Below are 12,068 nucleotides of genomic sequence, written 5' to 3'. Positions count from 1 at the left end.
CTATCCCCTGCCCAGTCCCGGGGCGGGCGGCCCGGGGACGCCGTCGGTGGAATCCGGCCGCTCGAGCAGCTGCTGCATCCGATCACCGATCGTGCGCGCCGCCACCGAGTCAGGCCCCATCGTCTCGATCGCGATCTCCCGCGAGCGATCGGCCGCCTGCACCCGCGCCTGACGCAGTGCGGACATCACCGCCCGCGCGACCACCTCCGGATCGAACCGGTGGATCCGCTCCGTGAGCTTCAGGTCGACCAGTACGCCCGTGGAGTCGACCGTCACCTCGGCCAGCCCGTTGCCGTCCCGCGCACTGGCCCGCAGCTGTCCGATCTGGTCGCTCATGGCCTGCGTCTTCGCCGCCATCGCCTCGACGCGCTGCTTCCACGACCGCAAATAGTCACGCGCGCTGTCCGGATCCAGAAACGCCTCGCTGTCCGGGATCCCCGCCATGGCCGCCACCCCCGCTCGCCGCTCGACGACCTGCCGAAGTCTAACAACGACATGCACAGTTGATCACATGGCCGTACCGCACCGCCACGGCCGTCCGAAGTGGTGTCAGCGACACCAGCCGGTCGCGGTGCGGGCCCCGGCACGGGAGCCACGGTGCCCCGGCCGGCGGGCACCTCCGCCGGTCGCGGCCGGTCTCCTCGGCACCGTCCGACTCCGCCACGAACCCTCCCCGACGGGCGACGCAGCGCAGTGGACCGGCGACCCGTACCGTCCGAGAACTCGGTTTCGGCTACGCGACGGCGCCATCGCCGTGCGACCAGGTTCCAAGACCAGCGCGACAAGAGCGGTCGGGGGTGACGGAGTACGCCGACCACAGCGCCCGTCGAGGCAGCCTTACCATTCCGGCCAAACGCAGAGGCATTCCGCAGAGAATCTATGTCGGATGTTTCGGTACCTGTCGCGTCGACGATGGACACGACCGAGCGTCGTCCCCGCAGCCAGGCCCGACCGCCCGGTCACATGCCTCTGCTACCTGGCCGAACACGCATTCGCCGACGTCCCGGCCCCTCGATTGTTTCCGGAATATTTCCGGAAGTCGTTGACAGTGCGGACGGTCGATATCGATACTGGCCCTTTGGAAGACATGCATGCGCGTCGATCAGTGGTCGTCAGCGTCGAGGAGGTCCGGTGAACAGCACCCTGAGACAGCGTAGGAAAGTTACTAGAATGGCCTTGCCGACGGCGATGTTGTTGCTAGTGGGCAGCGCTGTGACGGTCCAGTCCATCGGCCCGGCCGCTGCGGCCGAGACCACCCTGCGGGCCGCGGCCGCCAAGGCCGGGCTCTTCTTCGGCGTCGCCGCCTCACCGGGCCGGCTCAGCTCGATCGTCGGTCAGGAGTTCAACCAGCTGACTCCCGAGAACGACATGAAGCCGTCCACGATCGCCACGTCGAGCGGTGGACTCCAGAACACCGGAAACGCGGACACCCTGGTCAACTACGCCCAGACCAACAACATGCTGGTCCGCGGCCACACGCTGGTCTGGCACTCACAGGCCGGCGCGCTGCAAGGCGCCAACCAGGCGACGCTCAACACCTTCATCGGCAACGCCCTGAACCGCTGGGGCAACAGGATCGCGTACTGGGACGTCGTCAACGAGGCGCTGGACGACAACAACACCGGCAACCGCCGCAGCCAGTGGCCGCACACCCTGAACCGGGACGCGAACGGCGACGGCGACCTCTTCGACACCGGCGACACAGACGTCATCCGGGACTCGTTCATCCGGGCGAAGCAGGTCGTGCAGGCTGGTGGGCTGACCACCAAGCTCTGCATCAACGACTACGACGTCGAGGGCCTGACGGTCCGGGGCGGTGTCCAGAACCGCAAGGCCAACGCACTGTACGAGATCGTCCGCAACTACCGGCAGTACATCGACTGCGTCGGGTTCCAGGCCCACTTCAACGACAACCCGAACAGCATCATCACCGACGACCTACAGGCCAACATCCAGCGCTTCGCCGACCTCGGCGTGGAGGTGCACCTCACCGAGCTGGACATCGACGACGACCTGAGCAACAACGACATCGGCGCGGGCCAGGCGGAGAACTACCGCAAGGTCGTCCGGGCGTGCCTGAACGTCGCGAAGTGCACCGGCATCACCGTCTGGGGCATCGCCGACAGCGAGTCGTGGCGATCCTCGGAGCGGGGCCTGCTCTTCACCGGCGGCAGCGGAAACTACCAGAAGAAGGCCGCCTACCACGCTGTCCTCGACGAGCTGAACAAGGGCCGTGACGTCTCGACCGACCCGACCTCGCCGGGCACCCCGCCGACCCCGTCAGCGTCGCCGTCGGTGACGCCGTCCGTCCCGCCGACCACGCCGCCGAACCCGACCACCGGCTGCTCGGCCACGGTCTCACTGAACTCCTGGACCGGCGGCTTCGTCGCCACCGTGAGGGTCACCGCCGGCACCGCACCGATCAACGGGTGGACCGTCGGGATCACCCTGCCGTCCGGGGCCACCGTGACCAACAGCTGGAACGCCAACCGTACCGGCACCAGTGGCACCGTCCAGTTCAGCAACGTCAGCTACAACGGGTCGGTGAACGCCGGCCAGTACACCGAGTTCGGCTTCCAGGGCTCCGGCACGGCCACCGGCCTCACCCCGGTCTGCACCGCCTCCTGAGCACCGCCTGCCCCCCGCAACATCAAGATCTGATCGCGTACTCGTGCAGGGTGGACGTACCGAGGCGGCGCCTCGGTACGTCCACCCGCGGCCCACCCGTCCCGCGATCGCCCGAAGCTCGACGTTGATCCAGATCTCCGTCGTCTCGCCTCTCACGGGTTCGCGGCTGCACCGGCCAGTGCTTCGAGGGGCACCCCCGGATCGGCGAGCCGGGCGGGATCGACCCTGGCGTGTCGTCGGGCGAGCTGCTGGAGGTGCTCGTTGACGTCCCAGGTGTTGACGTTCATGCCGGCGGCCACCCCGCCGCCGGTGAGCCAGAAGGCGATGAACTCGCCGCTGCGCGGGTCACCACGGAAGACGACCTGGTCGAAGTGCGGGCTGTAGCCGGCGTACTCCATGCCGAGGTCGTACTGGTCGGAGAAGAAGTAGGGGGTGTCGGTGTAGGCAGTGGCTTCACCCAGCATGTTGACGGCGGCGGCCCTGCCCTGGTTGATGGCGTTCGACCAGTGCTCCACGCGGATGTGCTCCCGGTAGCCGGGATGCCAGGCCCGTGCCACGTCACCGGCGGCGTAGATGTCCGGGTGGCTGCTGCACAGGTACTCGTCGACCACGATGCCGTCGTCGACGGCGATGCCTGCCGCAGCGGCGAGCCCCGTACGCGGTACCGCGCCGATGCCGACGACGACGAGGTCGGCCGGGATGGCGGTGCCGCCGGTGGTGCGGACCTCCTCCACCCGCCCGTCTCCGTGCAGCGACCGGACGCCTTCCCCGAGGTGCAGGGCGACTCCGTGGGCGGCGTGGAGGTCGCGGAAGACCGCACCGACGTCTCCACCCAGGACCCGTTCCAGCGGGACGGTCCCAGGGTCGATCAGCGCGACCGGCAGTCCCCGCTGCCGTAGCGACGCGGCGACCTCGGTGCCGATCCAGCCGGCACCGATCACGGCGACCGCACTGGCGTGGGTTGCCGCGGCGAGGAGGCGGTCGGCGTCGGCCAGCGTCCGCAGGTAGTGGACGCCGTCCAGGTCCCCGCCGGGCGCCGTCATCTCACGCGGTGTGGCACCGGTCGTGAGCAGCGCCTTGTCATAGCGGATCTTCTCGGTGCCGGCGAGCGTGACGGTGTGCTCGGCCGGGTTCAGCGCGGTGACGGTGGTGGACGTGCGCAGCTCGATCGAGTGTTCGGCGTAGAACGTCTCGTCGTGGACGTGCACGTCCTTCGCGGCGCCGCTCAGGTGGGCCTTGGACAGCGGCGGACGCTCGTAGGGACGCTCCGGTTCTTCGCCGATCAGGACGAGGCGTCCGTCGAAGCCCCGGGCGCGTAGCGCTTCGGCGGCCTTGGCGCCGGCGAGGCTGGCGCCGACGATCACGAAGGTCTGCTCGGTGGGCATGGGTCCTGCTCCGTTTCTGGTCTGGGCCGACGCTGTCAGCGACGGACGCCGGTGAGGGCGAAGAACTCCTGCCGGGTGGCCGGGTCGTCGCGGTGCAGGCCGAGGAGGGCGGAGGTGAGGGTGCGGGCGCCGTAGGCGCGGACGCCGCGAAGTGACATGCAGAGGTGTTCGGCTTCCAGGACCACGGCGACGCCCTTCGGGCGCAGGTTCTGCTGGAGGTAGTCCGCGACCTGCCGGGTGAGCCGTTCCTGCACCTGCAGCCCCCGGGCGAAGTGCTCGACGACCCGGGCGAGCTTGGACAGCCCGACGATCCGCTCCTCGGGCAGGTAGGCCACGTGTGCGACGCCGTGGAACGGCAGCAGGTGGTGCTCGCACAGCGATCGGAACGGCACGTCGCGGACGAGGATCAGCTCGTCGTACCCGCCGTCGTTGGGAAACGTGGTCAGCGTGAACGCCTCGGGGGTGAGTAGTTCGGCGTAGGCCGCGGCCACCCGCCGGGGAGTGTCACGCAGGTGTTCCGAATCGGCGTCCTGGCCGAGCGCGGTCAACAACGCGCGAACCGCGTCCTCGGCGGCCGCCAACTCCACCGGCGGCGCGGCCCTGGCCAGCCGCAGATACGGTGGCCGTGGTGCCGGGTCCACCGGCGGGCACTCGGTCCAGGCAGTGCTGGTCATGGTCGTCTCCGTCCCTGTCGCCTCACCCGCTCCGTTCGGCTCGGCTCAGCGGCCCGACCGGTTCGGCGCGTTCACGGCAACGGCGAGGCGGGCCAGGGTCAGCGCTGCGAGCATGAGGCCGACGTCCCGGAGGGCGACGTCGAAGAAGTCGCCGAGCAGCAGCAGGTTGACGATGATGCCGCCGAGCCAGGCGGCGACCAGGTATCCGCCGAATCGGGGCAGGACGGCGACGGTGATGCCGGCGACGATTTCGATGACGCCGACGGCCAGCATGGCCTGGTGGGCCGTGCCGGGTACGAGCCGGTCGACCGCCGGGGCGAGGTAGCGGTCCCAGTCGGTGAGGAGGCCCGAGAACTTGTCCAGGCCGAACGTGACGGGCGCGACGGTGAAGGCGATCCTCAGCAGCCAGAACGCCTGGTACGTCGGGTCGGTCCTGAGCCGCTCGGCGGACGTGCCGGTGCTGGCGGATCGGGCGGCGGCGATATTGGTCATGGCGACTCCCTCTAACGGATACTATTGCCGACGTTAGAGTGCGAGAGTCTGTTTCGTCAACGATCATGTCCGTTACACTCGACCGGAGAGTAGGAGGAGCCCGGATGCCCGAGGAGTTCGATACGCAGGTCGAGCGGATCGCCGCGCTCGGCGAACCGGTCCGGCGCGAGCTCTACCAGTACGTCGTCGCGCAAGACACCCCGGTCGGGCGCGAGCAGGCGGCAGCCGGTGCCGGGGTAGCACACCACACCGCCAAGTTCCACCTGGACAAGCTGGTGGCCGACGGTCTGCTCGACGCCGAATATGCCCGCCCACCCGGACGGGGCGGTCCCGGCGCGGGTCGCCCTGCCAAGCTCTACCGGCGGGCGGCTCGCGACATCTCGGTGAACCTGCCCGACCGCCGCTACGAACTTGCCGGCCACGTCATGGCCGAAGCCATCACGATCGCCGCCCGGGACGACATCCCGATCATGGAAGCGCTGCGCGCCGCCGCGGCGGCCACCGGCCGCAGTCTCACCGGTGGTGCCGCGACCGGGGAAGACCTGGGGCTGGGCGGCCCGATCGAGAGGGTCGGTGAGCTGCTCGCGTCCAACGGCTACGAACCCAGGACCGCTGACGGCACCATCACCATGGCGAACTGCCCCTTCCACAACCTCGCGCAGACCTACACCGAACTGGTGTGCGGGATGAATCTCGGGCTGATCGACGCGCTGCTCGACGGCCTCGGCAGGACCGAACTCCGTGCCCGTCTCGACCCCGGACCCGGCCGATGCTGCGTCACCGTCACCACCCGATGAACGCGGCCCACCGCGAGCACGGACGAGCCGTGCCGTGACCCACCCACTCATCACCGTTGGGCACGGGACCCTCAGTCAACAGGAGTTCGCCGCCCTCCTGAAGACCGCCGGAATCGTAGAGCTGGTAGACGTCCGCCGCTTCCCGGGAAGTCGACGCCACCCTCACTTCAGCCGGGAAGCCCTCACCGACTGGCTCCCCGCGGCCGGCATCCGCTACCGGTGGGAAGAACGCCTCGGCGGACGCCGCCGGCTGCCGCCCGAATCACCGGACGTCTGGTGGCAGGTGGACGCGTTCCGCGCCTACGCGGCCCACATGCGCACCCCGGAGTTCCAGGACGCCATGACGACCCTCACCACCCAACTTGAGGTCTCCAGGTTGGCGGTGATGTGCAGCGAGAGCGTGTGGTGGCGCTGCCACCGCCGTCTCATCGCCGACTTCGCCGCCAAGGTCTGTGAGATTCCAGTACGCCACCTCGCCCACAACGGCCGGCTCACCGAACACGCCGTCGCACCGGGCGCGAGACTGTCAACCACGGGATCGCTGGTCTACGACCTCGCCTGACCGGTCCGCCTCGATTGACTGCGCGGGTGTCGTCGGCATCTTCATCCCCGGCGACGAGATCGTGGTGATCTTCTCCGCGAGGAGACCGGCGCGCCGGCAGCACGGCCGATCCTTCCGCCACCGCACGAGGAGCTGACCAGGACTGTGCAGACCCGCGACGGGCGGCGGCGGGTCGAAGCCGCTCCCACCCGCACGACGCTCCTGCCGTGCCGCACTGCCCGCGCCGCCGCGAGCCGGACGTCGTCGGTGATGTGGTTCAGAGTCCCGGGCTCGTCATCGTCGCCCCACCGTCCCCATGGGCCGGGGACGGCACTGCCTACCGTCCTCCGTGTCGAGCGGTCAGATCGTGTACGTGGCCGGCGGGAACGGTGCGGCGCCGCTGAACCCGGGCAGTGTGGCGATCACCGGCAGGCCGGGCCGGTGATCGGCCGGTACGGACCAGCGCGGGGTGTCGCTGATCTCGGCGGCGATGACGGGCGCCGGGAAGAAGTCGTAGAACACCTCCGGCAGGTCGATGTCGTCGAAATGGTCCTCGGGCCGGCCGGGTAGCCCGTTGGCGTCCATCCACTCCTGCTCGAACGCCAGCGGCTCGCCGGTGCAACCCTCGGCGTCACCGAGGTCGAAGGTGCGGACGGTCGCGCCGTCCCGGGCGACCAGCCACGTTGACCCGCCGTCCCGTTCGCCGTGGTAGAACGCGTGGGCCTCGCCGAATTCGGCGCTCAGCCGCTCGACGGTGGCGCGGGCCTCGGCCGGGCGGCCGGGATGGTCCGGCAGTTCGTAGAACACGTCGCACCAGGGCCCGGTGATCGTCGTCCATCCGTCGCTCGGCGGGCTGACGTAGACCAGCGGTTGCCCTGCACGGCAGTGCTCGATCGTTTCGAGGACGGTGTTGGCGAGTTCGAGGGTGACCGGGCGAGGGTCGTGCAGGCCGATCGACGCCATGACGGCGGCCTGGTCGTCGCTGCGCACGGACCACCACCGCAGCCAGCAACCGGAGAGCACGCTCGGGTCGTCCCGGTGCAGCCGGATGCGGACCAGACGCTCGACGAGGGCTACGTCGGCCGGGTCGAGGCCGGGTTCGCCGGCCACGCAGGCGAGGGCGTGGAGCGCACCGCCGCGCAGCCTGCCCGGGCCGTGCCGGCGCACCGCGACCAGCGCCTCCCGGGTCGCGGGATCATTGTGATCGAACTTCCACAGTACGTCGGTGCGCTCGTACTGGCTGGCCGCCCGCAACTGTTCCAGCAGCGCCCGCACCTCACCGGTCATGGCCGGCAATGTACGGCAAACGAACCCCTCCCCACGCGGGACGACCGGTCGACGACGCACAGCACGCCGTCCCAGAGCTCCGCACCCGGCAGCGGCTTCCACGCGGCGTCACCACCATCGTGGATCTTCGCCGGAGTCCGCCGCAGGGCGGACTTCCGCGTACCCCCGGGTTTTGAAAGGTTGGTGGCGTGTTGGCGGTCAACGGGCGAGAACAGGCCGAGCGCGTGCTGGTCCGCGTGTTCGGGGCGGTCCGGCTGGCACAGTACGCCGCAGCCGGGGTCGCCGCCGTGTCGACCGACCGATCGGCATATCCGCGACCGGGCGTCGTGTTCGGCCTCTACGCCGTCGCCGCCGTGTGGTCCCTCGTGCTCTACGGCGGCGCCCTGCGGGGCCGGCGCATCACATGGGTCGCCGTCCTCGCCGACGTCCTGCTGATCGGGGTGTCGCTCGTCGTCGTCGGCCGGTTGACCGCGCCCGGCCAGGCGGTCGGGTGGGCGAACTGGACCGTCGCGCCGGCGAACGCGGCCGGCGTGCTCGTCGTCGTCTTCGGCCCGCGCTGGCTGGCCGTACCGTCGATTCTGCTGCTCTCCGGCTGCTACCTCGCCGGCGTCTGGCGGGATCTCACCGCCGACTCCTCGCTCCTCGCCTCCGTGACCGGCAACATCGGCTCGCTGGTCCTGTTCACCGCCGCCGCCGGATTCGCCGCGACCTGGGTCCGTGCCTGGGCGCGCGCCGCGGACGAGGCCCACGCGTCCGCGCTGGCGGCCCAGCGCCAGGCCGCCGACGCGGCCGCCCGGATGGCCTCGGTCGAGGCCCGGGACTGGGAGCGGCGCCGGCAGTACCGGAACCTGCACGACACGGTGCTGTCCACGCTGACCGTCGGCGCGATGGGGCAGATCGACCTCAACACCGAGCAGTTCCGCAGCCAGTGCGAGCGCGACGCGAGATACCTGCGCTCCCTGATCACCGGGTCGGACGAGGCGATGTCGACGGACCTCGGCGCCGGGCTCGGACGCGTCGTGCGCGACCTGGCGGCTCTCGGGCTGCGGATCGACCACAACGCGGCGGAACTGCCGGCGGGCGTGCCGGGGCACGTCACCGAGGCGCTGCTGGGCGCGACCCGGGAGGCGCTCAACAACGCGCGCAAGCACGCCGGCACCGGACAGGCGTGGTTGACGACCCGGGGCGACGGCGCCGGCGGGGTGCGCGTCACGGTCGTCGACCGGGGCGCGGGCTTCGTGCCCGCGACCGCGCGGAGCGGGTACGGCCTGCTGGGCTCGATCCGGCACCGGGTGGTCGAGGCCGGCGGCCAGTGCGACATCACCAGTACGCCCGGCGAGGGCACCACCGTGGAGATCACATGGAAACCGTCATAACAATCGGCGCGATCGACGACGAGAAGATGCTGCTCCAGTCGTTCGCGAACTGGTTCGGCAGCACGCCCGACATCCGTCTGACGGCGATGGCCGGTTCCGTCGACGAGTACCTCGCCGGACCCGACGCCCCGGCGATCGTGCTACTGGATCTCGACCTGGGCAACTTCACCGACCCGGCGCACAACGTCGCGCAACTGACCGCCACCGGCCGTCAGGTGATCGTCATCTCGGTGGTGAAGGACCGCCGCTGGGTGGTCTCGGCGACCGAGGCCGGCGCGGTGGCCTACATCCCCAAGGAGCGCGATCTGCACGATCTGGCGGACGCGATCCGCGCGGTGCATCGCGGGGAGACGCCGACGTCGCCGGAGCACGCGTTCCTGCTCAGCGACGACGACCGTCGGGGTCCGTCGCTGACGCCCCGGGAGCGGCAGATCCTGCTGGGGGTGGCGGAGGGGATGACGCACGCCGCGATCGCGCGCCGGCTCGGCATCGAGAAGAGCACCGTGAAGACACACCTGGAGCGGGTTCGGCAGAAGTACCGGGACGACGGGCGGCCCATCACCAATCCGGGTGACTACGTCAAGCGCGTCGGCGAGGACCCGATCCGGGGTGATCTGCATTAGGCCGTACATCTGGTTTCCAACTGTCTGCCGTGGTGCACGGCGCGCGGCGCGGCGATCCTGAGAGTCGAGTCGATCCGAGCACTCAACGACGTCGTCCTGGGGAGCACGAGTGAGTGAGGTGGCGATCGCCAGCCTTCGGGAGATGGCCGGGCCGGACCTCTACCGGCACAACGCCTTCCGAGTCACCGGCCTGCCGGTGGACGTGGACCGGCGCACCGCGCGAGCGCGGCAGCAGCAGCTGACGGCGGCGCTACGGGTCGGTGCGGACGTGAGCTGGCAGGGTTCCTCGGCGACCACCGAGGAGGTACGCGCCGCGTTCGACGGGGTGTTGGGTGACCCGCGCCGCCGCCTGGTGCACGAGGTGTTCGCGGTGTGGGGTACGCCGGACGGCTGCGAATGCCCCGCCGGTGTGCACCACGACCACGACGCCGCGGTACGGGCGCACGCCGCGGCGCTCGACGTGCAGCCGGACGACCTGCTGGCCGCGACCATCGGCGGCGGGCTGCCGGGCCAGTGGACGGCGGCGGCCGCGGGCTGGACGAAGACGCTCCGGTCGGCGTCGTTCTGGCGGCACCTGCACCACCGGGTCGAGCGGCTCGACGACCGGCAGCTCGACGCCTCCACAGTGGAGGCACTGCGGGCGGAACTGCCGGTGGCGTTGGTGCGCCCGCTGCTGCGGCTGGCGGCGTCCGCCGCCTATCCGGCGCCGCTGCGGAAGAACCTGGCCGAGTGGCCGGTGCCGGCCCGGGACCGCGACCGGCTGATCGAAGAGGTCGCCGAGCCGCTGTACACGGAGCTGGAGGCCGCCGTCCGGGACCTGCACACCGGGCTGGACTCCGGTGACGCCGACGAGGTCGTGACCGAGATGCGCGCGCGGGTGCAGCCGCTGCTGGCCCGGCTGGAGGGACTGGCGCCGCGCGACCGGCACCGCCGCACGGACGCCGTCCGCGACAAGATCGCGGTACTGCTCAACAACTGCGCACTCGCCCGCAACCGGGCCACCGGACAGTACGAGGGCACGGTCAAGAGCTGGCTGGCGGAGGCGCAGAAGCTCGCCACCGATCCGGAGACCCGACGTCGGATCCAGGAGAACCTGCGCGGCTTCGACGAGGCGGACGGAGCGCTCAACCAGTTCCGGTTCAACGTCGACGAAATCCGGCGGACCCGTGGGCGGTACGAGGCCGCGAGGTTCCTGCGCGGCGTCCTCGCCCAGGTCACCGACGAGGCGCTCGCGGCGGCCATCCGCGACATGCTCTCCGAGCTGGAGGCCGGCGGGCCGGTCTCCTACGGCACGCCCAGCCGACCGGTCCGGTACCGCCAGCCGATCCGGCTGTCCGACTGGGAGGAGCGCCTGGAGCGGCGGCAGCGGTTCAAGGTGTTCGGTGTCCTCGCCCTCTGTGCGGTCCTGGTGGTGGCGCTGGTGCTGATCGTCAACGCGATGTCGGAGGCGGAGGAGAACTCGGTCGACATCCATCCGGCCGACTACGGCGCCGTTTCGCAGGAGATTCTCTGTGTCCGGGACGCGAACGACTGGCGCGACGGCGACACGACGGTGACGACCGTGCCCTGTGGGCGGGATCACGCCGGCGAGGTGATCGCCTATCTGGGGCTGCGGGAGTCGATCATTTCCTGGCCCGACGCCGACTACGACTACCTGGCCGGGCTGGCGCGCTTCAGCTGCGCGGAGCAGGCGATCCACTTCGGACTTTCGCCGGACCGGTACGCGACCGAGGTCGTCCTGCCCGCCCCGAACGTCGTCCTCAGTTCGGAGTCGGTCTCCAACTACGCGACGTGTCTGGTCCTGCGGGCCGACGGCGAGCGTTGGTCGTTCCTGGCGGCCTCGCGGCAGACCGGGGCCCAGCTCGCCGTACCACGGCCGGTGACGTCCCGTCAGGGTCGGGACCACAACGCACCGGCGGGATACTGCGTGGAACTCAAGCAGGAGCCCGACGGCGCGGACAACGTCTGGCCCATCGTGCGCTGCGACAACCCCCACTGGGCCGAGATTCTCGGTTACCAGATCCTGACCTGGCCGCCACCCGGGCCACAACTCGACGGGGACGCCACCCGGACCCGGCTGGCGGAGGAGGCGGCCCGGGCATGCCAGCGGCTGGCGAGCCAGCTCCAGGTACCCGGCACGTTCGCGGTCACACCGGTCCGGTCCGACTGGTGGTCCGAGCAGAGCCGGGAGCGGATGTACGCGGCCTGCGTGGCACACCGCAAGGACCACCAGCCCTTCGACGGGCGAGCCCGGTAACCCGGCAT

Annotated in this window: 11 protein-coding genes; 6 read left to right on the top strand and 5 right to left on the bottom strand. The window is 70.5% G+C overall.

All coding sequences use genetic code 11. The features are described from left to right. Positions 1-444: a YbaB/EbfC family nucleoid-associated protein gene (locus tag C6W10_RS16245; protein ID WP_107263990.1), complete on the bottom strand. Its 444-nt coding sequence runs from the start codon at positions 442-444 to the stop codon at positions 1-3. Positions 445-1,200: 756 nt separating this feature from the next. Between C6W10_RS16245 and C6W10_RS16240 the strand changes: the two genes are divergently transcribed. Further along, entirely contained in the window at positions 1,201-2,628 is a 1,428-nt protein-coding gene (locus C6W10_RS16240) for an endo-1,4-beta-xylanase (RefSeq protein ID WP_234361788.1), read from the top strand. A 152-nt stretch (positions 2,629-2,780) separates the two neighbouring features. Here C6W10_RS16240 and C6W10_RS16235 read toward each other — a convergent pair whose 3' ends face one another. Genes C6W10_RS16235 through C6W10_RS16225 form a run of 3 tightly spaced genes read right to left on the bottom strand, consistent with a single transcriptional unit; the run spans position 2,781 to position 5,179 of the window. Then, positions 2,781-4,013, bottom strand: a complete 1,233-nt coding sequence (locus C6W10_RS16235; RefSeq protein WP_107258799.1) for an NAD(P)/FAD-dependent oxidoreductase — start codon at positions 4,011-4,013, stop codon at positions 2,781-2,783. A gap of 35 nt (positions 4,014-4,048) precedes the next feature. Next, entirely contained in the window at positions 4,049-4,687 is a 639-nt protein-coding gene (folE, locus tag C6W10_RS16230) for a GTP cyclohydrolase I FolE (RefSeq protein WP_107258798.1), read from the bottom strand. Positions 4,688-4,732: 45 nt separating this feature from the next. Continuing rightward, entirely contained in the window at positions 4,733-5,179 is a 447-nt protein-coding gene (locus tag C6W10_RS16225) for a hypothetical protein (RefSeq protein WP_107258797.1), read from the bottom strand. A 104-nt stretch (positions 5,180-5,283) separates the two neighbouring features. Here C6W10_RS16225 and C6W10_RS16220 point away from each other — a divergent pair, with 104 nt between their 5' ends. After that, positions 5,284-5,976, top strand: coding sequence for a metalloregulator ArsR/SmtB family transcription factor (locus C6W10_RS16220; RefSeq protein WP_107258796.1), 693 nt, complete (start codon positions 5,284-5,286; stop codon positions 5,974-5,976). A gap of 34 nt (positions 5,977-6,010) precedes the next feature. Next, complete coding sequence (locus C6W10_RS16215) at positions 6,011-6,538, top strand: DUF488 family protein (protein WP_107258795.1); 528 nt, start codon at positions 6,011-6,013, stop codon at positions 6,536-6,538. A 339-nt stretch (positions 6,539-6,877) separates the two neighbouring features. Here the strand turns inward: C6W10_RS16215 and C6W10_RS16210 are convergent, their stop codons facing one another. After that, positions 6,878-7,804, bottom strand: a complete 927-nt coding sequence (locus C6W10_RS16210; RefSeq protein WP_107258794.1) for a hypothetical protein — start codon at positions 7,802-7,804, stop codon at positions 6,878-6,880. 188 nt (positions 7,805-7,992) lie between these two features. Between C6W10_RS16210 and C6W10_RS16205 the strand changes: the two genes are divergently transcribed. The 3 genes from C6W10_RS16205 (at position 7,993) to C6W10_RS16195 (ending at position 12,060) form a co-directional block, all read left to right on the top strand. Beyond that, on the top strand, positions 7,993-9,180 hold the full coding sequence (locus C6W10_RS16205; RefSeq protein ID WP_107258793.1) for a sensor histidine kinase: 1,188 nt from the start codon (positions 7,993-7,995) through the stop codon (positions 9,178-9,180). After that, positions 9,165-9,803: a response regulator transcription factor gene (locus tag C6W10_RS16200; RefSeq protein WP_107258792.1), complete on the top strand. Its 639-nt coding sequence runs from the start codon at positions 9,165-9,167 to the stop codon at positions 9,801-9,803. Before C6W10_RS16205 ends, C6W10_RS16200 begins: the two co-directional genes overlap by 16 nt. Positions 9,804-9,912: 109 nt before the next feature. Next, complete coding sequence (locus C6W10_RS16195) at positions 9,913-12,060, top strand: hypothetical protein (RefSeq protein WP_107258791.1); 2,148 nt, start codon at positions 9,913-9,915, stop codon at positions 12,058-12,060. Positions 12,061-12,068: the final 8 nt, after the last annotated feature.

It is taken from the genome of Plantactinospora sp. BB1 (genome assembly GCF_003030385.1).
Lineage (GTDB): Bacteria > Actinomycetota > Actinomycetes > Mycobacteriales > Micromonosporaceae > Plantactinospora.
The sequence above is the reverse complement of the archived record's forward strand: the minus strand, read 5'-3'. Positions and strand labels throughout refer to the sequence as shown.